This is a genomic window from Anaerovibrio slackiae (genome assembly GCF_009695585.1).
Lineage (GTDB): Bacteria > Bacillota > Negativicutes > Selenomonadales > Selenomonadaceae > Anaerovibrio > Anaerovibrio slackiae.
Window position 1 is genome coordinate 25,535 of record NZ_VUNR01000009.1, and the last position, 22,021, is coordinate 47,555.

The window sequence follows — 22,021 nt, forward strand, 5'->3', positions numbered from 1 at the left end:
AATGGCTACAGTTCAGGAAAAGATTGAACTTATGAAGGAAAAGAAAGCCCACATCGAGATGGGCGGTGGCGAGAAGCGCATTGCAAAGCAGCATGAGAAGGGCAAGATGACTGCCCGTGAGCGTATTGCCAAGCTGTTTGATGAAGGCTCTTTCGTTGAGCTGGATGCTTTCGTAAAGCATCGCTGCACCAATTTCGGCCAGGAGAAGAAGGACCTGCCGGCTGAGGGCGTTGTTACCGGCTATGGTACTGTTGATGGCCGCCTGGTTTATGCTTTTGCACAGGACTTCACCGTAGAGGGCGGTTCCCTGGGTGAGATGCATGCCAAGAAGATCTGGAAGGTTCAGGATCTGGCTATGAAGATGGGTGCTCCTATTGTTGGCATCAATGATTCCGGTGGTGCCCGTATTCAGGAGGCTGTAGATGCCCTGTCCGGCTATGCAGGTATCTTCTACCGCAATACCGCTGCTTCCGGCGTTATCCCTCAGATTTCCGTAATCATGGGACCATGCGCTGGCGGTGCTGTGTATTCCCCTGCTATTACCGACTTCATCTACATGGTTGACAAGAGCTCCCAGATGTTCATCACCGGCCCTGCCGTTATCAAGTCCGTAACCTATGAGGAGGTTACTGCTGAGGCTCTGGGCGGTGCCATGACTCACAACACCAAGTCCGGCGTGGCTCATTTCGTGGCTGCCAACGAGGACGACTGCATCCAGCAGATCCGTTATCTCTTGAGCTTCCTGCCTAGCAACAACATGGAGGAGACTCCTATCGTTGCTACCAATGATGACCCTGACCGCATGGAGGAGGCACTGAACACCATTATTCCTGATAACCCGAATGCTCCTTATGACATGAAGGAAATCATCAGGATGCTGGTTGATGATGGCCAGTTCTATGAGGTTCATCAGCATTTCGCTACCAACATCATCTGCTGCTTCGCTCGTTTCGATGGCCGCACTGTTGGTATTATTGCCAACCAGCCGAAGGTTATGGGCGGCTGCCTGGATATTGATGCATCTGATAAGTCTGCACGCTTTATCCGCTTCTGCGATGCCTACAACATTCCGCTGGTAAATCTGGTTGACGTGCCGGGCTTCCTGCCAGGCGTTGGCCAGGAGCATGGCGGCATCATCCGTCACGGCGCCAAGATGCTGTATGCTTACTCTGAGGCTACTGTGCCAAAGGTTACTGTTATCACCCGCAAGGCTTATGGCGGTTCCTACATTGCTATGTGCTGCCGCGAGCTGGGTGCTGACCAGGTTATGGCTTGGCCTACTTCCGAGATTGCAGTTATGGGCCCTGCCGGTGCTGCCAACATCATCTTTAAGCGTGATGAGCCTGAGCAGAAGGCAAAGAACACCCAGGCTTATGTGGATGAGTTTGCAACTCCGTACAAGGCTGCTGAGCGCGGTTATGCCGACATGGTTATTGAGCCGGCTGAAACCCGTCCTCTGATTATTACCGCCCTGAATGCTTGTGCAAGCAAGCGTGAGGCTATGCCTGCCAAGAAGCATGGCAATATTCCATTGTAATAAATAAGGCTTTTTAGCCGCGTTGTGCAAGCGGCGTGAAGTTATATTAAGCTGAATTAAGCGATAATGAAGGATACGTTGTATCATTGAAAGTTTGTGGAGGTATATTAGATGAAAAAGTTCAACATTACTGTAAACGGCACCGCTTATGAGGTTGAGGTTGAGGAAGTAAAGGCAGCTGGCGCAGCTCCTGCAGCTCCAAAGGCTCCTGCAGCTCCTGCACCTGCTCCTGCAGCTCCGGCTCCTGCACCAGCAGCAGCTCCTGCAGCACCAGCAGGCCCGGCAGCAGCTCCTGCAGCTGGCGAGTCCGCTGTAAACGCTCCAATGCCAGGCAAGGTAATCAAGCTGGTTGCTTCCGTTGGCCAGGCAGTAAAGGCTGGCGAGGTAGTTCTCATTCTTGAGGCTATGAAGATGCAGAACGAGATCGTTGCTCCTGTTGATGGTTCCGTAAAGGCTATCAATGTTGCAGCAGGTCAGGCTGTACAGGCTGGCGAGGTTCTGGCTGTTATCGGCTAATGCTTGCTGATTTCTGATAATTCATAATTGATAATTGAGGTGTCCATGTCAGGGCTGTATAGTCCCGGCATGGGCATTTTTTCTGCAAATTTATGTTTTCTGGCAGGGGAAATAATGGTATAATATTGTTATGTTTTCTATTAGTTAGGAGGTAATTGTATTATGGCAAAGAGCATTTGTGAGGTTTTGGGCATAAAGTATCCTGTTATTCAGGGAGGCATGGCTTGGATTTCTGATGCGGTAATGGCAGCTGCTGTTTCCAATGCAGGGGGAGCCGGGATTATTTCCTGCGGCGGCCGCACTACGGAGTATGTAAGGGATGAAATCAGGAAGTGCCGTGAGCTGACGGACAAGCCTTTCGGCGTGAATGTGATGCTGATGGCACCTAACAAGGATGAGATTGTGGAGGTTATCTGCCAGGAGAAGCCTGCTTTTGTTACATTGGGGGCAGGCAATCCTGTGCCTTATGTGGAGCCTTTGCATGAGGCAGGCATCAAGGTGATTCCTGTAGTGCCAAATGTGAAGCTGGCCAAGCGGCTTCAGGATAACAATGCGGATGCCATCGTGGTGGAGGGCATGGAGGCTGGCGGCCATATCGGCGTGCTGACTACCATGGCATTGATGACCCAGGTTATCCCGGAGGTGGAAATTCCTGTGGTGATGGCTGGCGGCATCGCTGATGGCAGGGGCATTGCGGCAGCCCTGCTGATGGGGGCAGCTGGCGTGCAGATTGGCACCCGCTTCCTGATTGCCGAGGAATGCCCTGTCCACGAGAACATGAAGCAGAAGCTGATTGAGGCGGTGGATACGGATACTATCGTGACAGGCCAGACCATCAAGAGTGCTGTCCGGGGCGTGAAGAACAAGTTCTCCACCGAGTATCAGGCCTTGGAGTTCTCCGGCAAGGCTGACAAGGAAACCCTTTTGAAGATGGCTACCGGCACCAACAAGCTGGCTGCCGTGGACGGTGATGTGGAGAACGGCATGGTGCAGGCTGGTCAGAGCCTGACGCCTTTGAAGAAGATTGAGCCGATGGCTGTGATTATGGAAAATCTCATGGCTGAGGCTAGGGCAACCCTGGCAGGCGCAGCAGAGATTAAAATTTAAGATTGTGTTGCTGCTAGTTTTTAGAGAAGCTGTGCGCATGGTGCTTGTGTATCGTGTTGATGCCATACTTGTTCAGCTATGTAAGTAATGTGTGATGAGCCGTCCGCTGAAGGTGATTTTTGGCGGGCGGTTTTTTCGCAGGGCTGGTGCAGTCTGGCCTGTGAGGCGTGACAAGGCAGGCTGCATAGATATTTATAGATGATAATATATGTTTATTATTGGTGATTGATGATTGATGGGGGTAAGGCTTATGGGGGAAAAGGATATTGCACAGAAAAATTTTGAGTCGTATAATGATGTTGTAGCAGATATCGTTAATGGCAGCCTGTTTGAGGGCAGGGAAATTATCAAGGCGGAGAGCCTGGTGGATGCCCAGCCGTTTTCCCAGTATAAGGCAGCTGATGGTATTCTTCGCCAGCAGGAACGGGATGTGGCAAAATATTGCATGGATCTGAATTGCAATTTGCGCCTGGCCCTGGTTGGTGTTGAAAACCAGATGGTTATTGATCTGGATATGCCAATCAGGGTTATGGGCTATGATGGTGTTTCTTATCGGGATGAGCTTAATCAGGATGAGATTGTGGTGGACAAGCGTACCGGCAGGAGGCGTAAGGTGCGTGGCAAACGCTATCCGGTGATAACTCTGGTGCTGTATTTTGGCAAAAGGCCCTGGAAAAAGCCTCTGTGCCTTTATGAGGTGATTGATGTGCCAGAGGTTTTGAAGCCCTTTGTGAATGATTTCAAGCTAAATCTTATAGATGTGCCAAGGCTTACGCCTGAACAGGTGAAGAAGTATAAAGGTGATTTTCAGATTATTGCTGATTATTTTGTGCAGCTGAGCAGGCATGGTGAATATGTACCGCTCAATAAGTCAATTCAGCACACTGACAGCTTTTTGAAGCTGATGTCGGTATTGACCCGTGACAAGCGTTATGTTGCAGTGCTGGATGATTTGGCTGATGGACAGGAGGGAGTTAGGATGTGCGAGGTATTGGATAGAGTTGAGGCGCGTGGAGAGGCGCGTGGAGAGGCGCGTGGAAGGGCAGCAGGAGAGCTGGCTGGAGCAGAGAAAAGTCGGATAGAGATGATTCAGAATATGCTAAGGGAAAATATCAGCATAGAGGTAGTAGCCAAGGTTGCCAGGATGACAGTTGAGCAGGTGGCAATGATTGGCAAAAAGGCAGCTATATTGTAAGCAAGCTAGTGTGCATGGTGTTTTGACAGTTTTTTTAGGTTAATGCTGGTATTGACCTGTGATAAGCGTTATTTTGAAGTGCAGGATGATTTGGCTGATGGACAGGAGGGAGTTAAGATGTGCGAGGTATTGGATAGAGTAGAGGCGCGTGGCGAAGCTCGCGGAAGGGCAGCAGGTGAGCTGGCTGGCGCAGAGAAAAGCCGGGTAGAAATGATTCAGAATATGCTGAAGGAAAATATCAGCATCGAGGTAGTAGCCAAGGTTGCCAGGATGACGGTTGAGCAGGTGGCATTGATTGGCAAGAAAGCAGCTATATTGTAAAAAAGCTTGGGCATAAGGATTTGTGTATCATTTTTGTGTTAGCCCTGTGCCATAGATAAGGAAATGTGTGAGGAGCCGTCCGCTAAAGGTGATTTTTGGTGGACGGTTTTTTACAAAAAATTTGTTGGGTGGTGAAGTTAGTTATGAGAGCGTATATAGGCTATATAGAAATAAATAAGGTACGTCATTTGCGTGATATAAAAATACAGTTGCCTGATGGAAAACATCTGATTTTTACTGGTAAAAATGGTAGTGGAAAAACAAGTGTATTAGAATATTTGAGAGATTTTTTAACCCAATATGTTACTCTAAATGACTATGAAATAATAGGGGATAACTATTCTGGAAAGGCAATGGAGAAACAGCGGAATATTCCAAATAAAAATATAGATTTTTGTGCTGTGTTTTCTGATCATAATGTAATTTTGAAGAAATCATGTAAAGGCGAATTTATCATTGCGTATTATCCGGCAGAACGCCAGTATAAAATATCTAATGAAAAGCATATAGAAAAAGTTGTTTTTCAAGATAAGTATGCTATTGATGATAATCCGGGGAAATATTTCGTTAAATACCTTTTGGATATGAAATCAAGCCAGGCTTTGTATGCAACCAGTGGCAAGCATGAGCGTGCCGATGAAATCAGCAGGTGGTTTGAGAATTTTGACCGTATTTTAAAACGGATTTTTGATAACCAGAGTGTGCATCTGGAATTTGATATTGAAACTTATGCTTTTTATATCATGGAGGAGGGCAGGGAGCCGTTTGCTTTTGATGCCTTGTCCAGTGGCTATGCCGCTGTTTTGGATATTGTGACAGACCTGATGATACGTATGGAGCATAAGGCAAAGAACAAATATGACCTGGAAGGGATTGTTTTAATAGATGAGATAGAAGCTCATCTTCATTTGTCATTGCAAAAAAACATTTTGCCTATGCTGACGGAACTTTTCCCGAATATTCAGTTTATTGTCAGCACCCATTCGCCATTTATCCTGAATTCCATCTCTAATGTTGTCATTTACGATTTCGAAAATAAGACTTTGGTGAATACGGAGGAAGGATTATCCAATATTCCTTATAAGGGTGTTGTAGAAGGGTATTTTGGTGCTTCCCAGCTTTCAGATGAGCTGAAAAAGAAATTTGCCAGATATCAGGAGCTGTATGGCAAGGAGAAGCTGACAGATGATGATGTCAACGAAATTATGCATTTGGAAAGTTATCTTGATAAAATTCCTGATTATTTGGCACTGGATATTATGGCAGATTATCAGAAAATGAAGCTGGAATTGCTGGATAGGGTAGAATGATATGGTGAAATGTGAGTTTGCTTCCTTCAAGCGTGATTACATTAGGGATAATTTGGAGAAATATGAGAATTTGCTTGTGTTTTTGCAGTGAGTGTTGCCAAGTTTAACCTAATCTGCTTCATTAAGTGCCTAAGCGTTAGGAGTGAGTGGTTCAAAGATGAAAGTGATATGAATTGTAATGTCCATCCTATATAAATTGTATTTTGGTGGACGGTTTTTCGTGAGATTGCTACAGGTTGGAGGTGAGTGTGATGGGGACATATTTTAATCCTGATAACGGAAGCTTTAAGCAGGCAGTTAGAAGCTTTATTTATGTAGATAAGACGGAATTGATACGCCATACCAACAGGGTGCTGGGAACGGAGTATAAGTGCATTGCCCTGAGTCATGCCAGGCGGTTTGGCAAATCCCAGGCGGCAGGTATGCTTGATGCTTATTACAGTCTTGGCAGTGATTCCAGAGAGCTGTTTGCTCCCTTTAGGATTGCTGAGGATAGGGATTTTGCGAAGCATTTAAACAAATATAATGTCATCCACCTGGATATATCTTCCTTTGAGGGGACATATCAGGACAATATTGTAGCCGGTATCAAGAAAGTGCTTTATAATGATATTAAGAGAAGTTTGCCTGATATTATTGAGCTGGATAATCCAATTGCTACTATTCTTAATGATGTTTATAAGCAAACAAATCGCCAGCTGGTAATCATCATTGATGAGTGGGATTGCGTGGTGCGCAACTATGGTGACAAGCCGGAGGTAGTGCATTTATATCTGCAATTCCTGCATGATTTGTTCAAGAGCGAGGAGTCTAAGTCCTTTTTGGCTCTGGCTTATATTACCGGCATATTGCCTATAAAGAAAATAGAAAATGAGTCTGCACTGAATAATTTTGCGGAATATACCATGCTGGACTCAAAAAATCTGGCACAGTACTTCGGGTTTACTGAGGCAGAGGTAAGAGAGCTGTGTGAAAGGTTTGAGATGGATTTTGATTCGGTCAAAACATGGTATAATGGCTACCTGATAAATGGGTTGCACATGTATAATCCAAATTCAGTGTATAGTGCTATGTTTAATCAATCGCTGGATTCTTACTGGCGCAATACATCATCTTTCACGATGATTAATCGCTTTATTACCTTGAATTTTTCCGGGCTGAAGGATGATGTGCTGAATATGCTGGCAGGCGGCAGGGCTGATGTGAATGTTATTCACTTTAAAAATGATTTCTTGGGAATTAATTCCAAGGATGATGCACTGACTGCCTTGATACATCTGGGCTACCTGGGCTATGATGCGGAACGCAAAGAGGCATATATGCCTAATTATGAAGTGGCTACAGCCTTTCAATCGGCTCTTCAGACAGGGCAGTGGAAGGAGATTGCTGAAGCTATTTCTAATTGTGATAAATTGCTATGGGCAACAATAGATAAAGACTCGGATAAGGTGGCGGAGATGATAGAGGTTGCTCATGAAAGCTACACATCCGTGTTCAAGTATAATGACGAAAATTCGCTGAGCTGTGTATTGACGATGGCATATTTCACTGCTCCTGCTTATTACACGGTTATCAGGGAACTGCCAAGCGGTAAGGGCTTTGTGGATTTTGCCTTTTTGCCGCGCCGTGAGTCAGGCAACAGGCCGGCAATTCTGGTGGAGCTCAAGGTGGATAAAACTGCGGAAACGGCAATCAGGCAGATATTGGAACGCAGATATATGGGTGTCTTGCAGCAGTATAAGGGTGAGATTATTATTGTGGGGCTAAGCTATGATAGGGAAAGTAAGCATCATACCTGTGAGATCAGGAGCATAAAAAATATGTAATATACAGTTTTTTAGGCAATTTTTTCCAGCATACAACAAAAACGCTCTTATTGACCTGGTAATGAAATCAGGCAATAAGAGCGTTTGTTTTTTGTAATACTAGCTTATGGCTTGCTGGTCAGGCATTACTGCTGAGGAACGACGTCGTTCAGGGCGGTGATCAGCTCGTCGATGTCGATGCCGTGAGCCATGGCGCCCTGCTCGATGTTCTCGAAGTGGGCAGCGGCGCAGCCGATGCAGCCCATGCCGGCCTGCATGAATACAGGTACGGTGTCAGGGTAGTTGGTAACAACCTCCATGATGGACATTTCTTTGGTGATAGTCATATAAAAAATCCTCCTTAAAGATTTGCTCGTTATTTGTCTTCTCCAGACGGAAATATTATATCACAGATTGAGTTTTTGAGCAAAAAATGTATAATAGAAGGACAGGCAGGAAATTTGCCGGTTGGTGTGTATAATTAAAGAAATGATAATCATTTTAATGTAATTTTAATATTTGGGGGATATAATGGACATGTTGAAAGATAAATTTAAAGAAAAATTGCAGAGGCTTTCCAGCAGGGAGCTGATCTATGGGCTGGTGGCGGCTGTGGTCTGCCTGGTGGTGGCCATGGCGGTGCAGCTGCAGCCGGAGAAGCAGGAGGCGGCAGCTATGCCGGTGGCACAGGTGACGGTGCAGGATGATCCCCGGACGGTGATGGTGCTGAACTACCACAAGGTGGTGGATGAGCACATGTCCTTGTCCGTACCGCTGGCGGATTTTGAGCAGCACATGAAGTGGCTGAAGGAGTATGGCTATACCAGCATTACGCCGGAGGAATTGTATGAGTTCATCGTCAATGGCAGTGAGCTGCCAGAGAAGCCGGTGCTGATTACCTTTGATGATGGCTATAAGGACAACTATACCAATGCCTATCCGATTATGAAGAAGTACGGCTTCAAGGGGACAATCTTTGTGGTGACGGGCTTTTTGGGGGTGTATGACAACTATATGACCTGGGAGCAGGCAAAGGAGCTGGCAGATAATGGTTTTTCCATTGAATCCCATACCTATAGCCACAAGTCCATGACGGAGGCAAGCGATGAGGAGATTTCCAAGGAGCTTACCAAGTCAAGAGATACTATCAAGAACAAGCTGGGGATTGATGCTGATTTTATGGCTTATCCTACCGGCACATATAATCTCCATATAGCGGAGCTGGTGCAGAAGGCAGGCTACAAGGGGGCTTTTACGATTAAGTATGATAATGTCAGCAGGGAAAGCAATGTGTACGCCCTGGAGCGTGTACCTATTTTCCATACGGAAAATACCAATAAGGATTTTTTGGAGCGTATTCAATATCTGCCGCTGCTGTACAAGTACGGCTGGGTTAAAAATTGATGCCCTGTATGATGACAGGAAGCAAAAAGCTTCTGTTGTGTTTTGGTGTTTAGCTTTAATTGAAAATCAGGTGCGATTTAAGTAAGATTTTAGTGAGGCTTAAGTAAGGTTTTAATGAGGTTTAGGTGAAATTTGAGTAGATTTTAAGTGAATTTTTAAGTGAAATTTAGTTGAATTTCAGGACGGATGCTGGAGATGGTAATTTGTGAGACATCAGATACAAAATCTGAGGAATAGGAAGATGTTGACAGCAGGAGTGATTTGCCTGCTGTTGATTATTTTTATGGTGGCTTACCGGGTGTCAGAGCAGCAGGCTGGCGGCCCGAAGAAGCAGGAGCTGACGCAGGTAGAGGTATACAGACTGCAGCGGGGGGATTTGGCAAAGCATATTTCCCTGACGGGGCAGACTGTTTCGGATGCCAGCATTACCTTGTCACCAAAGTATGCCGGCAGGGTAACGGCGGTGAATGTGGAGCTGGGGGACCGGGTGAAAGAGGGACAGATTCTGCTGGTGCAGGATACGGAGGACCTGGATATTGCCATCGGGCAGGCCCGGGCGGAGGCCGAGGCGGCAGGAGCTGATGCGGTGACTACCCAGGCTGGCTACTATGCCGACTTCCTCAAGGCCGAGGCGGCCTACGATATTCAGAAGCAGCATTATGACCGGCAGCAGTATTTGTACTCCATCGGGGCCATTTCCCAGGATACCCTGGACTCTGCCCGTGACCAGTATGTGACGGCCAAGGCTGCCTATGACTCCCTGGCCAACCAGTCGGAGGGAGGCGGCACTCCTGCCAGTGTCCGTTCCAAGGAGCTGGCAGCCGTCAAGAGCAGGTACAATGTGAAGGCACTGGAAAAGCAGCGCAGTGACATGTTTCTCCGGGCGCCCCGGGACGGGGTAATCAGCTACCGGAATGCCGAGGTGGGGGGCTATCTTACCGCAGGTTCCAAGGTGCTGACGCTGGTGGATAACAGCCATATTTATGTGGATTGCAGCCTGTCGGAAAATGATGCGGCCGTGCTGGAGCCGGGCATGGATGTGAATGTTACTATTGATGCCATGGGGCAGGACTTTACCGGCAAGCTGGTCTTTGTCAGCCCTGCCATGGGTGATGACAGCAAAACCTTTATGGTGCGTATTTCCCTGGATGCTGACAGGTCGGCAATCAAGTCCGGGCTCTTTGCCCGCTCTGCCATAGATATTTTGCAGAAGAAGGACACGCTGTTTGTGCCCAAGGAAGCAATCCTGACAAAAAATGGACGTACATCCGTGTATGTATATGATGAGAATACGGGCACAGTGCAGGAAAAGCAGGTGACTATCGGCCTGATGAATGATAAGGAGGCTGAGATTGTAGAAGGCCTTTCGGAAGGGGAGCTGGTTGTGACTTCCGGCCAGGACAGGCTGCAGAATGATATGAGGGTAAAGGTCAAGGAGACTGCCGCGAAGCAGGAGGATAGTGCCGGGGAGGCTGGAGAGTCATGAATCTTACACGATTTTCCATTAAGCGTCCCATCGGCATTTCCATGATTGTGCTGTTTTTTGTGGTGCTGGGCATGTTCAGCTTTTACCGTATAGGCGTGGAGCTGCTGCCTGCCCTGAATACGCCTTATGTTTCAGTCTTTGTCCGCTATCCGGGGGCCAATGCCGAGTCGGTTGAGCAGCAGGTGATTAAGCCTATTGAGGATGCCCTTTCTTCCCTGTCCAATGTGAAGACCATGAATTCCTCTGCCCGCTACGAAAGCGGCAGGGTGGGGCTGGAGCTGGAATTTGATGCAGATGCGGACCAGGCGGCTATTGATGCCACCAAGAAGGTGGAGAGCATCCGCTATCAGCTGCCGGATGAGGCAGAGGAGCCGGTGGTTATCAAGCACGATGAAAATGACCAGCCTATTGTGGAGATTGCTGTTACGGCGGATATGCCCCTGTCGGGGCTCTATGCCAAGGTGGATAACCAGTTTGCGGATGTTATCCAGCAGGCAGGCGGCGTCTCGGAGATTGAGGTCCGGGGCGGCGTTGACCGGGAAGTGGCCGTAGAGGTGGACCGGGGCAGGATGGCGGCTTATCAGCTGACCATGAATGATATTGTCAGCGCCATCAGGAATGAGAATCAGCTGCTGCCATCCGGTACGATTTATACAGATACTTCCCGGTCTGATGTGCGGATGATTGCCCAGTACAGGCATGTGGAGGACATTGAAAAGCTGTTTGTGCAGAATACTGTCAAGCAGCAGGTGCCCCTGACGGCGGTGGCGGATATTCGCCATCAGGATGCCAGGACTGCCCGCATCGGCAGGGTGAACGGCAGGGCGGCTGTCAATCTGGAAATCTACAAGAATAGTGATGCCAATGTGGTGGAAACCTCAAGGAATATCCACGAGAAGCTGGCGGAGCTGAGGGAGAAGAATCCTGATTATACCTTTACGGTGGTCAGCGATGATGCGGATTATGTGAATACTGCCCTGCACAATACGCTGGGAACATTGGTGGAGGGCCTGTGTACCACGGGGCTGGTGCTTTTCCTGTTCCTGCGGGGCTGGCGTTCTACGGCAGCGGTTATGGTGGCTATTCCTACTTCCCTGATTGCCACCTTTTTCGTTATGTACATAGCCGGTTTTACCTTCAACATGATGTCCCTGATGGGCATGACCCTGTGCATCGGTATTCTGGTGGATGATTCTATCGTGGTGCTGGAAAATATCGTCCGGCATCTGCAGATGGGGGAGCAGCCTGCTGAGGCGGCGGAAAGGGGACGTAATGAAATCGGCATGGCAGCTATTGCCATTACTTTGTGCGATGCGGTGACTTTTTTGCCTATTGCCTTTATGTCCGGCATGACAGGCCAGTTTTTCCGCCAGTTCGGACTGACTATTGTCTTTGCCGGCATGTTTTCCCTGTTTGTGTCCTTTACCCTGACGCCTATGCTGGCTTCCCAGCTCTTTAAAAAGGGCTGGCAGGTGCCAAAGCACAGGCTGTGGGATTTTATGGACAATGTGGAGCGCTGGGCGGTGGTGCATTATGAAAGGCTGCTCCGCAAGAGCTTTCATCATCAGAAGGCGGTGCTGCTGTCTGCCCTGGGGCTTTTTGCGGGGGTAATCACGCTGGTGCCTACCAGCGTAATCGGTACGGAGTATATGCCTCGTTCTGACGAAGGCAGCTTTCAGATTATGGTGGAGCTGCCGGTAAGCCGTACCGTGGAGGAAACGGACAAGGTGCTGAAGGTGCTGGAGGACAAGCTGGATACAGTGCCGGAGGTGAAGTATTATCTCACTCGTGGCGGCGGCAGTAATGCCTACGAGGGGCGCATCAAGGTGCAGCTGGTGAACCGCAGCGACCGCAGCCGCAGTATCTGGGATGTGACCAATGAGCTGCGGCAGTTTGTGAAAAATAATGATTTTAATGGTGCTAATATCCGCATTATGGAAACCCAGACCTCGGTGGCAGGCGTGTCCGGCGGTGGCGGCCCCGGCAATGGGGGCGCACTGAGGATTGAACTGCGGGGCAGTGACAATGAGAAGCTGATTGCAGAGTCAAACCGCATCATGGAGATGCTGAAGGAAAAGGGCAATGGCATTTCTGATGTAAGCAGCACCTATACGGAGGGGCTGCCGGAGCTGCAAATGACCGTGGACAGGGAAAAAATCCGTACCATGGGGGTGTCCCTGGGGGATATTGATAGTGCTATGAGCTCGGTGATTTCCGGCCGCAGTGCCGGAACCCTGGTGAATGATCCCCTGAATGAAAATCAGGATACTGATATCAAGGTACGCTTCAAGGGGGCAGATGGCTACAAGGTGTCGGATATTTCCGCCATCCCTGTATCTACAGGCGATAGGACTGTTTTTCTGGGGGATGTGGCTGATATAAAATATGGCACCGGCCCTGTGACCATCCGCCGTGTGGATAAGCAGCGGGCCATCTCTATCAGTGCCAATATCGGGGCAAGGCCCCTGAATGAGGTGATTCAGGAGGTGGAGGCTGATTTGCAGGGGATGCAGCTGGATGAGACTGTCAGCTACAGATTTAAGGGGCAGGCCACCAATATGAATGATACCTATCAACAGCTGGTTATGGCCCTTTTGATGGCCATGGTGCTTATCTACATGCTGCTGGCAGTGCTGTATGAGTCGGTGCTGACGCCTTTTATCCGTATGTTTTCCCTGCCGCTGGGGCTGATTGGCTCCCTTTTGTTCCTGCTCTTTACGGGCAATACCCTGAATTTGTACTCCATGATTGGCATACTGGTGATGGACGGCGTGGTGGCAAAGAACGGCACCCTGCTGCTGGATTATACCATGACCTTGCAGGAGCGGGGCTATTCGGCCTGGAATGCCATTATTGAGGCAGGCAAGGTGCGCCTGAAGCCGATTTTTATGACGACTATTACCATGATTGTGGGCATGCTGCCTACGGCCCTGGCTATGACGGAGGGGGCGGAGACACGTGTCAGCATGGCCTGGGTTATTATCGGCGGCTTGATTACCTCTACGATTTTTACGTTAATTGTCATACCAATTATCTTCATGTTTTTTGAGAATTATCCGCCTCGTACCTGGGGAAGCCTGTTCAGGCGCAAATGTTTTTCAAAGGCAAATATATCTTGACATGCATGGGGTTTTTTTATATATTAACTAATATAGGAAATTTGTCTAACGTATTATGGCAGTATTGCATCATTATAGCGTTGCAACGTTATTGCATTGCTGCGCTGCAGTATTGCACTGTTATTTGTGCTTGGAAAGGTGGTTAAAGTTTAATGTTACCTGTAGAAGTGAAGAAGGATATTTACTGGGTTGGTTCTATGGATTACTCCATGCGCAGCTTCCATGGCTACAGCACGGAGAGAGGTTCTACATATAATGCTTATCTCATCATGGATGAGAAGATTACATTGATTGATACGGTGAAGGCTCCTTTCTGCCTGGAGATGCTGGGGCGCATCCGCAATATTGTGGACCCGGCCAAGATTGATTATATCGTGTCCAACCATGTGGAGCCGGACCATTCCGGCGGTATTCCTTTTATGTCCCAGCAGTGCCCTAATGCCAGGATTGTCACCAGCGACCCGAATGGGCTCAAGGGGCTGACCGGCCGCTATGGGGAGAAGGATTATGTGACTGTGAAGGCGGGGGATACCCTGTCCATCGGCAAGCGCACCCTGGCCTTTGTGACTACCCCTATGCTGCACTGGCCTGACAGCATGGTGACCTACTGCCCGGAGGAGGAGATTCTGTTCTCCAATGACGGCTTTGGCCAGCATCTGGCAACTACTGAGCGTTTTGCTGACGAGGTGGACCTTACCGAGGTTATGCATCAGGCAAAGAAATACTACGCAAATATCCTGATGCCGTATGGCATGCAGGCCCAGAAGGCAGTGGAGGCTCTGGCAGGGCTGAAAATCAGCATGATTCTCACCGGCCATGGCGTGTCCTGGCGCACCAATATTGCGGATATTGTGCAGGCTTATCAGGACTGGAGCAGCTTCAAGAAGTCTGATAAGGCTGTAGTGGTATTTGATACCATGTGGCATACTACCGAGATTATGGCCAAGAATGTGGCAGATGCTTTCTACCATATTGGCGTGAAGCCGGTGCTGTTTGATTTGCGCACCGACCATATCTCCGATGTGATGACGGAGCTTCTGGATGCCAAGTACATTGCTGTGGGCTCTCCAACCCTCAACAATAACATGATGCCTAGCGTAGCCGGTTTCCTGTGCTACATGAAGGGGCTGGCACCGAAGGGCTTGAAGGGCTTTGCCTTTGGCTCCTATGGCTGGGGCGGCCAGAGCATCGGCCAGGTGGAGGAAGGACTGAAGGAGTGCAAGGTGGAAATCTGCCTGCCAATGCAGAAGATTATGAACACCCCGAATCCAAAGGTGCTGAAGGAGCTGCAGAATGCCGTTATGGGCTTGAAGGAAGCATAATTCATCAGTCCGTCGATTGGTGCAGGTGAGCGTGAGCTGGCTGATGGCTTGCAGAAGCTGAGAGATTTTTCTAAAAAAAGAGGAGCAGTACCGCGGGGTATTGCTCCTTTGTTTTTGTGTGGCATTTATGTTTTTGTGTTGTTTTTGTGCGGCGGTTATATTTTGTGCTGCTCTTATGCAGCATTTGTGTTTTTAAGTTGTTTTATGAGTTTTTTTGCCCTGCTGCTTTTCCCTGTAGGCACAGTAGATGAAGGCTGCCAGTGCCAGGGCAAAGGCGATGACGCTGGTCATCTGGGCGGATTTGAAGATGCCCAGCACCAGCTCCGTGTAGTCCCCCCGCAGGTACTCAAGGCAGAAACGAGCGGCAGAGTAGAGCATGACATAGAGGGCAAAGGCCTGTCCTTTGGCGTGGGGAAAGGCGCGGTACAGGAGCAGGAGGCCGAAGATGAGAAAATCCAGCTGGCCTTCCCAGATTTCGGCAGGCCACAGGGGCTGTGCTCCGTAGGTGTGGTAGGCAAGGGTGGTCTGGGGATAGAGGATGCCGAAGCTTCCGCCGGTAGGTGCCCCAAAGGCATCGCCGTTCAGCAGGTTGGCGCAGCGTCCCAGCCCCTGGCCGAAGATGATGGCAGGGGCGCAGATATCCATCATAGCCAGGATATCGATTTTGTGCTGGCGGCAGTACAGGATGCCGGTGATGACACCCAGGATAACGCCTCCCTGGATTGCCATGCCCCCCTGCCACACGTTGAGGATTTCCGTCAGGTGGTGCTGGTAATAATCCCAGTCAAAGAAGAACACGTCCCAGAGCCGTGCCCCCAAAAGGCCGCTCAGGCCGCAGTAGATGCCGATATCTGCCACATGCTCATGGTAGCGTCCGTCCTGCCTGGCCAGAAAATACGCCACGCCGGTGGCGATGATGATGCTGATGCTCAGCACCAGCCCGTAGGCCCGGATGGGGAAATCTCCTATATAAAATAGATATTGATGCATGTTCATGACCTCCTGATGCCTTATAAGACATGTCGCGTAAGGGCTGCCCTATAAAGCTTGTCACATAAGATTTGCCATATAAGGCTTGCCATAAGGGTATAATTCCTGTACAATGTATCGAGATAGGTGTACCAGCACGGTAGGCGGCTAATCCTGCTCCCGTAAGGGGGTGGTGCCTATAACATTGTACGATTTTTTGACACTAGTATTCCTGGTGACGATTTGTATAGTGGCTATCAAGGCATAAGAAAAACCGCCTGCAGCTTCCAAACTTAGGCGGTTCTTCCTGAACTGTTCAATGGGAGCAGCCGTTTTACCGGTATGCCTCTTCCTTATAATCATTATACGTCATGGATAAGGAAAATGCAAGTTAATTAGCATCAGGCGGGAAAATAAGCCCTGCGCATGATGTTTATTTTTTTAGAGGGAGCAGAAGATATGAAGATAATTGCAGGCCTGGGCAATCCCGGCAGCGAATACGCCAGGACGAAGCATAATGTAGGCTGGATGCTGGTGGATGCCCTGGCGGAAAGGCTGGGGGCCGGTGACTGGCGGCAGCATGAAAAGGGACTGGTGGCAGAGGCGCGGATTGGCGCGGAAAAGGTGCTTTTGGTGAAGCCTCAGACCTATATGAATAACAGCGGCGAGTGCATAGGGCCGCTGATGCGCTGGTACAAGCTGGAGCCGGAGGATGTGATTGCTGTCCATGACGATATGGATATTCCGGCAGGCATGGTGCGCATCAGGAAAAAGGGCAGTGCCGGGGGGCATAACGGCATCAAGTCATTGATTGCCCATATTGGCTCGGAGAAGTTCGGCAGGGTGCGGATTGGCGTGGGACGTCCGCTGCCGGGCTGGAGCGTTATCAATCATGTGCTGGCTCCTTTCAGCGATGAGGATGTGCTGAAAATCCGGGAAGCCATAGAGTATCTTTTGCCGGCGGTGGAGTGCATTGTCAGCGAGGGCTATGATATGGCCATGAACAAATATAACCCGAAGAAGGAAAAGAAGGCAAAGAAGGAAAAGAAGGCAAAGAAGGAAAAGCAAGCAGCCTGTGATGGAAATGGACAGGCAGGTACAGGAAGCGAAGGAGGCGAAGGGGAAAATGGCTAAGAAAGGCAAAAAGCAGGGGGGCAGAAATCTGCCGCCAGCCAATGGGGCAGGCTGTGAGATAACGGCTCTTTACGCAGATGAGAACGGCGAGATTTTTGATGCGCCGGGCATGGGAGCTGTGGGCAGGAGCGGCAGCCAGCTGCGGCCTCTTACCCCGGAAGACCTTATTCCCCTGCCGGAAAGTGCTGACCTGATGTTCCTGCCGGACAGGCAGGCCATGGGAGTTGCCGGGGACGGGGAGATGATGCCCCTTACCGGCAATGCGGTGGCTGCCATCCTGCCGGCAGGCTATACCCGTACCCTGCTGCCGGGCTTTCAGCGGCTGGAGGATGCCGGGCAGCTGCCACTCTACGGCTATACGGCAGTGGCTGTGTACAAAGACGAGCTGTATGCCGCTGCCATCTACACGGATGAAAACCACAAGTGGGACCCGGCAAACTACAACACCCATGACCTGAAAAAGCTGGTCAGGAAGGTAAAGAAGGATTTGCCGGATAATCCCCTGGTGGAGCACCTGGCCAACTGCTCCCTGGAATGGCACTGCTGCACGGCGGAGAATCTCTTTTACCGCCGCTGGGAGTGCGGTATACCTACCTCCCCTGTGTGCAACGCCAACTGCTTCGGCTGCATTTCCCTGCAGCCTGCGGAGTGCTGCCCCTCCCCTCAGAGCCGCATCAAATTCCGTCCCACCCCGGAGGAAATCGCGGCCATCGGCATCTATCATCTGGAATCCGCCCCGGAGGGAATCATCAGCTTCGGCCAGGGCTGCGAAGGTGAGCCCTCCCTGGCGGCAGACAACATCAGTGCAGGCATCAGGCTCATCCGTGCCAGGACCGGCAGGGGGCAGATAAATATCAACACCAACGCAGGCTATACGGAGGGCATCAGGAAGATTGTGGATGCGGGCCTTGATACCATGCGCGTCAGCATCATCAGCGCCATTCCTGAGAGCTATGCTGCCTATTACAGGAGCAGCTACCGGCTGGCGGATGTGAAGGCGTCCATCAGCTATGCCCTGGACAAGGGGATTTATGTGTCACTGAATATGCTGTATTTCCCTGGGTTCAATGACCGGGCAGAGGAACTGGCTGCCTGGAAGGAGTTTTTCCGGGAGCTGCCGGTGCAGATGATTCAGGTGCGGAACCTGAATATTGACCCGGATGCCTTTTTGGCGATTATGCCGGAGCAGCAGTCGGAGTGCGTGGGCACAAGGGCGTTTTTGCAGGAGCTTCACCAGGCTTATCCTCAGCTGGTGATTGGCAGCTTCAGCCATTATGTGGAGAAATAAAATCAACAAGGTATAAAAAATAGGAAAAAGGTTACAGATTAAAAATTTTTTTCGTAAAAAAAGGATTTTTAGCACCTTGTGTTGAATATAGTAAGTACATATGCAGAATGAAATCGGAGGGGTATGAAATGGACGAGAGAGACTGGGAAGATTTTAAGGCGAAGCTGAAGCGAAAGACGGAGATAGACCTTGATTTATACAAGGCACCGCAGATGCAGCGGCGCATCATGAATCTGGCACGCCGCAACGGCTACGATAAATACAGTGCTTATTTTGACAAGGTGGTGCAGGACAAGGACGATTTTGCGGCTTTTATTGAGTACCTGACCATCAACGTGTCGGAGTTTTTCCGTACGCCAGACAAGTTTGCCAAGCTGGAGACGGATGTTATTCCTGACCTTTTAAAGCGTTCCTCCAAGCTGAATATCTGGAGCGCAGGCTGCTCCATCGGGGCGGAGCCTTATTCCCTGGCCATGATTATGAAGGATTTGACGCCGAACCAGCGCCATCGCATCCTTGCCTCTGACCTGGATATTGAAATCCTCGCCAAGGCAAAGGCCGGGGTGTATTCGGAGAACGAGATAAAGGCCATGAGCGAGGCCCGCAAGCAAAAGTATTTTACCAAGCAGGGGGATAAGTATGCCGTCAGCTCCGAAATCAAGAGCTGCATTGAGTTCAAGCGCCACAACCTGCTGAAGGACAATTTTGAGAGCGGCTTTGATCTGATTTTGTGCCGCAACGTGGTTATCTATTTTACGGAGGAAGCCAAGGATCAGCTGTATGCCAATTTCTTCAAGGCATTGAAGCCGGGGGGGATTCTCTTTGTAGGTGCTACGGAGGCGATTTTGAATTTCCGCAAGCTGGGCTACACCAGTTACCAGCCATTCTTCTATCAGAAGCCGTTATGACGTTATAAGGAGAAAGTATAATGATAGCTAATCCCACCATTGAGCAGATGAGCAGGGAGGACATGTCTGCTCTGCAATTGAAAAAACTGAAAAAGCAAATGCATTGGGCTATGGAGAAAAGTGCTTTCTACTACAAGAAGTTTACCGGCCAGGGGCTGAATGGCCAGTCAATCCAGTCCCTGGAGGATTTGCAGAAGCTGCCCCTGACTACCAGTGAGGAGATAGACGGTACTACCGTGTACAACCTGCTGACTCTGCCCCTGAGTGCCGTGCTGCGGATTTCCCGCATCGGCTTCAGCAAGCCTGTTATCAAGATGTATACCAACGGCGACCTGGCTTATCAGATTGAGATGATGACCAGGGTGATGGTGGCTCAGGGAGTGCATGGTGCTACTGTGGTAGGGCTCTTGGGGGAGGCCTCTGACAGCCGTCTGATGGATGTGCAGTATGCCCTGGAAAACATGGGCGTGACGGTTATTTTGCTGGGCAATAATCAGGAGAGCATCAAGGATTTGATTACTACCTGCCATATTGATGTGCTGGTCAGCGACTTCAAGCAGGTGACACAGCTGGTGGTGATGCTGCAGGCCAGCGGCATTTCAGCAGATGATTTGTTTCTGCCGAAGATTATCTGCATGGAGGAAGGGCTGCAGAACCCGAACCATTATTATATCCAGCAGCGGCTGAAGGCGAAGACTACTACCCTGTACAATTCCCCGGTAATGGGCTGCGGCGGTATTATCTTTCCGTGCAGCGAGGGCAGCGGCTATCATGTGCAGGAGGATTATTTTTATCCTGAGATTCTGGAGTATGGTACTGACAAGCTGATTACGGAGCCTCACAAGGTGGGAGAGCTGGTGCTGACCGCCCTGGCTGCCGAGGCGATGCCGATTTTCCGCTATCGCACGGGGCAGGCGGTGATGCGCCTGGATGATGAGTGCCCTTGCGGCAGGACGCTGATGCGGCTGGCATCCCCTACGGAGTATGCCGGTGTGGTATGGCAGGCAGTGCAGGATAAATCAGGAGTGTGATGTATTGAGTATTTTAAATGTAGAGCATGTATCCCATGGCTTTGGGGGGAGGACGATTTTTGAGGATGCCTCCTTCCGGCTGCTGAAGGGGGAGCATATTGCCCTGATTGGCGCCAATGGCGAGGGCAAGTCAACCTTCCTTTCTATCATTACGGGGCAGATGACTCCCGATGAGGGCAAGGTGGAATGGGCGAAGCGGGTAACTACCGGCTATCTGGATCAGCATGCGGTGCTGAAGCCGGGCATGACCATCCGGGATGTGCTGAAAACGGCCTTTGACGAGATGTACAAGCTGGAAAAGGAAATGCTGGACTGCTATGACAGGATGGGGGAGGCATCACCGGAGGAAATCGACAGGATGATGGCTGATGTGGGGGATATTCAGGACATTCTGGAGGCTCACAGCTTCTACACCCTGGACAGCAAGATTGAGGAAGTTGCCAGCGGCCTGGGGCTCCGGGATATCGGCCTGGACAAGCCGGTGGATGCTCTCTCAGGCGGCCAGCGCACCAAGGTGCTGCTGACGAAGCTGTTGCTGCAGAGCCCGGATATCCTCATCCTGGACGAGCCTACTAACTTTTTGGATGTGGAGCATATCGAATGGCTGAAGAATTATCTGCAGAACTACGAGAATGCCTTTATCCTGGTATCTCATGATGTGCCTTTCCTCAATGCCGTTACCAACGTGATTTATCATGTGGAAAATGCCACCTTGACACGCTATACCGGCAGCTATGAGAAGTTTCAGGAGATGTATGCCATCAAGCGGCGGCAGGAGGATGCCGCCTATGAGCGGCAGCAGGCGGAGATTGCCAAGGAAAAGGATTTTATCCAGCGGAACAAGGCCAGGGTGGCTACCCGTGGCATGGCAAATTCCCGTCAGAAGCGGCTGGACAAGATGGAGCTTTTGGAAAAGCGCACGGAAAAGCCGAAGCCTCACTTCCATTTTCAGATGGACCGCACGCCAAGCCGCTTCGTGATTGAGGCCAAGCGGCTTGTTCTCGGCTATGACACACCGTTGACCAATCCTGTGGACTTGCAGCTGGAGCGGGGCAGGAAGGTGGCCATCCGGGGCGTCAACGGCCTGGGCAAGACCACCCTGCTGAAAACCCTGCTGGGGCAGATCAAGCCTATTGCCGGAAAAATCGAGCTGGGTGAGTTTGTAAGTCCCGGCTATTTTGAGCAGGAGTCCAACCGGGGCAACGACAACACCGCCATCGAGGAAATCTGGCAGGAATATCCCGGCATGACGGAGTTCGAGGTCAGGGCGGCACTGGCGGCCTGCGGCCTTACCAATGAGCACATCACCAGCAAGATGATGGTGCTCTCCGGCGGTGAGGCGGCCAAGGTGCGCCTGTGCAGGATCATGCAGAAGCCGGTAAACCTTCTGGTGCTGGACGAGCCTACCAACCATCTTGATGTGGATGCCAAGGCGGAGCTGAAGCGCGCCCTGAAGGAATACAAGGGTGCCATCCTGCTGGTGTCCCATGAGCCGGATTTTTATGAAGACTGGGTGGACAGCGTGTGGAATATTGAGGGCTGGACCACCAAGATTATCTGAGGACAGGC

Annotated in this window: 18 protein-coding genes; 16 read left to right on the top strand and 2 right to left on the bottom strand. The window is 50.1% G+C overall.

The features are described 5' to 3' along the window. Position 1 precedes the first annotated feature (1 nt). The 7 genes from mmdA (at position 2) to FYJ84_RS06130 (ending at position 7,812) form a co-directional block, all read left to right on the top strand. The gene (mmdA, locus tag FYJ84_RS06100) at positions 2-1,537 is read left to right on the top strand and encodes a methylmalonyl-CoA decarboxylase subunit alpha (RefSeq protein ID WP_154406710.1); all 1,536 of its coding nucleotides are present in this window, start codon (positions 2-4) and stop codon (positions 1,535-1,537) included. A gap of 111 nt (positions 1,538-1,648) precedes the next feature. Further along, on the top strand, positions 1,649-2,053 hold the full coding sequence (locus FYJ84_RS06105) for a biotin/lipoyl-containing protein (RefSeq protein ID WP_154406711.1): 405 nt from the start codon (positions 1,649-1,651) through the stop codon (positions 2,051-2,053). A 162-nt stretch (positions 2,054-2,215) separates the two neighbouring features. After that, a complete protein-coding gene (locus FYJ84_RS06110) occupies positions 2,216-3,160 on the top strand; it encodes a nitronate monooxygenase (protein WP_154406712.1) in 945 nt (314 codons plus the stop codon). Positions 3,161-3,410: 250 nt separating this feature from the next. Continuing rightward, positions 3,411-4,355 (top strand): Rpn family recombination-promoting nuclease/putative transposase, encoded by a 945-nt coding sequence (locus tag FYJ84_RS06115; protein WP_205764122.1) that lies wholly within the window; start codon positions 3,411-3,413, stop codon positions 4,353-4,355. Positions 4,356-4,472: 117 nt separating this feature from the next. Next, entirely contained in the window at positions 4,473-4,676 is a 204-nt protein-coding gene (locus tag FYJ84_RS06120) for a hypothetical protein (protein ID WP_154406714.1), read from the top strand. 98 nt (positions 4,677-4,774) lie between these two features. Further along, on the top strand, positions 4,775-5,986 hold the full coding sequence (locus FYJ84_RS06125) for an AAA family ATPase (RefSeq protein WP_205764123.1): 1,212 nt from the start codon (positions 4,775-4,777) through the stop codon (positions 5,984-5,986). Between the two features lie 251 nt (positions 5,987-6,237). Continuing rightward, positions 6,238-7,812, top strand: coding sequence for an AAA family ATPase (locus FYJ84_RS06130; RefSeq protein ID WP_154406715.1), 1,575 nt, complete (start codon positions 6,238-6,240; stop codon positions 7,810-7,812). Positions 7,813-7,937: 125 nt separating this feature from the next. Here FYJ84_RS06130 and FYJ84_RS06135 read toward each other — a convergent pair whose 3' ends face one another. Then, the gene (locus FYJ84_RS06135; RefSeq protein ID WP_154406716.1) at positions 7,938-8,138 is read right to left on the bottom strand and encodes a DUF1858 domain-containing protein; all 201 of its coding nucleotides are present in this window, start codon (positions 8,136-8,138) and stop codon (positions 7,938-7,940) included. Positions 8,139-8,322: 184 nt separating this feature from the next. Here FYJ84_RS06135 and FYJ84_RS06140 point away from each other — a divergent pair, with 184 nt between their 5' ends. The 4 genes from FYJ84_RS06140 (at position 8,323) to FYJ84_RS06155 (ending at position 15,122) form a co-directional block, all read left to right on the top strand. After that, positions 8,323-9,195, top strand: a complete 873-nt coding sequence (locus FYJ84_RS06140; RefSeq protein ID WP_235901370.1) for a polysaccharide deacetylase family protein — start codon at positions 8,323-8,325, stop codon at positions 9,193-9,195. A gap of 241 nt (positions 9,196-9,436) precedes the next feature. After that, on the top strand, positions 9,437-10,681 hold the full coding sequence (locus FYJ84_RS06145; protein ID WP_154406717.1) for an efflux RND transporter periplasmic adaptor subunit: 1,245 nt from the start codon (positions 9,437-9,439) through the stop codon (positions 10,679-10,681). Next, the gene (locus FYJ84_RS06150; RefSeq protein ID WP_154406718.1) at positions 10,678-13,800 is read left to right on the top strand and encodes an efflux RND transporter permease subunit; all 3,123 of its coding nucleotides are present in this window, start codon (positions 10,678-10,680) and stop codon (positions 13,798-13,800) included. Before FYJ84_RS06145 ends, FYJ84_RS06150 begins: the two co-directional genes overlap by 4 nt. Before the next feature lie 152 nt (positions 13,801-13,952). After that, the gene (locus FYJ84_RS06155; protein ID WP_154406719.1) at positions 13,953-15,122 is read left to right on the top strand and encodes an FprA family A-type flavoprotein; all 1,170 of its coding nucleotides are present in this window, start codon (positions 13,953-13,955) and stop codon (positions 15,120-15,122) included. 192 nt (positions 15,123-15,314) lie between these two features. Here the strand turns inward: FYJ84_RS06155 and lgt are convergent, their stop codons facing one another. Next, positions 15,315-16,112, bottom strand: coding sequence for a prolipoprotein diacylglyceryl transferase (lgt, locus tag FYJ84_RS06160; protein ID WP_154406720.1), 798 nt, complete (start codon positions 16,110-16,112; stop codon positions 15,315-15,317). Between the two features lie 438 nt (positions 16,113-16,550). Here lgt and pth point away from each other — a divergent pair, with 438 nt between their 5' ends. From pth to FYJ84_RS06185, 5 genes are all read left to right on the top strand, one after another. Then, complete coding sequence (gene pth, locus FYJ84_RS06165) at positions 16,551-17,225, top strand: aminoacyl-tRNA hydrolase (protein WP_154406721.1); 675 nt, start codon at positions 16,551-16,553, stop codon at positions 17,223-17,225. 109 nt (positions 17,226-17,334) lie between these two features. Further along, positions 17,335-18,513, top strand: a complete 1,179-nt coding sequence (locus tag FYJ84_RS06170) for a radical SAM protein (RefSeq protein WP_235901372.1) — start codon at positions 17,335-17,337, stop codon at positions 18,511-18,513. Between the two features lie 128 nt (positions 18,514-18,641). After that, positions 18,642-19,421, top strand: a complete 780-nt coding sequence (locus tag FYJ84_RS06175; RefSeq protein ID WP_154406723.1) for a CheR family methyltransferase — start codon at positions 18,642-18,644, stop codon at positions 19,419-19,421. Positions 19,422-19,441: 20 nt separating this feature from the next. After that, positions 19,442-20,452, top strand: coding sequence for a phenylacetate--CoA ligase family protein (locus FYJ84_RS06180; RefSeq protein WP_154406724.1), 1,011 nt, complete (start codon positions 19,442-19,444; stop codon positions 20,450-20,452). A gap of 4 nt (positions 20,453-20,456) precedes the next feature. Next, complete coding sequence (locus tag FYJ84_RS06185; protein WP_154406725.1) at positions 20,457-22,013, top strand: ABC-F family ATP-binding cassette domain-containing protein; 1,557 nt, start codon at positions 20,457-20,459, stop codon at positions 22,011-22,013. The last annotated feature ends 8 nt before the right edge of the window (positions 22,014-22,021 follow it).

Coding starts and splice junctions, on each gene's coding strand:
- mmdA (WP_154406710.1), top strand. CDS start 2: ATGGCTACAGTTCAGGAAAAGATTGAACTTATGAAGGAAAAGAAAGCC.
- FYJ84_RS06105 (WP_154406711.1), top strand. CDS start 1,649: ATGAAAAAGTTCAACATTACTGTAAACGGCACCGCTTATGAGGTTGAG.
- FYJ84_RS06110 (WP_154406712.1), top strand. CDS start 2,216: ATGGCAAAGAGCATTTGTGAGGTTTTGGGCATAAAGTATCCTGTTATT.
- FYJ84_RS06115 (WP_205764122.1), top strand. CDS start 3,411: ATGGGGGAAAAGGATATTGCACAGAAAAATTTTGAGTCGTATAATGAT.
- FYJ84_RS06120 (WP_154406714.1), top strand. CDS start 4,473: ATGTGCGAGGTATTGGATAGAGTAGAGGCGCGTGGCGAAGCTCGCGGA.
- FYJ84_RS06130 (WP_154406715.1), top strand. CDS start 6,238: ATGGGGACATATTTTAATCCTGATAACGGAAGCTTTAAGCAGGCAGTT.
- FYJ84_RS06135 (WP_154406716.1), bottom strand. CDS start 8,138: ATGACTATCACCAAAGAAATGTCCATCATGGAGGTTGTTACCAACTAC.
- FYJ84_RS06140 (WP_235901370.1), top strand. CDS start 8,323: ATGGACATGTTGAAAGATAAATTTAAAGAAAAATTGCAGAGGCTTTCC.
- FYJ84_RS06145 (WP_154406717.1), top strand. CDS start 9,437: ATGTTGACAGCAGGAGTGATTTGCCTGCTGTTGATTATTTTTATGGTG.
- FYJ84_RS06150 (WP_154406718.1), top strand. CDS start 10,678: ATGAATCTTACACGATTTTCCATTAAGCGTCCCATCGGCATTTCCATG.
- FYJ84_RS06155 (WP_154406719.1), top strand. CDS start 13,953: ATGTTACCTGTAGAAGTGAAGAAGGATATTTACTGGGTTGGTTCTATG.
- lgt (WP_154406720.1), bottom strand. CDS start 16,112: ATGCATCAATATCTATTTTATATAGGAGATTTCCCCATCCGGGCCTAC.
- pth (WP_154406721.1), top strand. CDS start 16,551: ATGAAGATAATTGCAGGCCTGGGCAATCCCGGCAGCGAATACGCCAGG.
- FYJ84_RS06170 (WP_235901372.1), top strand. CDS start 17,335: ATGGGAGCTGTGGGCAGGAGCGGCAGCCAGCTGCGGCCTCTTACCCCG.
- FYJ84_RS06175 (WP_154406723.1), top strand. CDS start 18,642: ATGGACGAGAGAGACTGGGAAGATTTTAAGGCGAAGCTGAAGCGAAAG.
- FYJ84_RS06180 (WP_154406724.1), top strand. CDS start 19,442: ATGATAGCTAATCCCACCATTGAGCAGATGAGCAGGGAGGACATGTCT.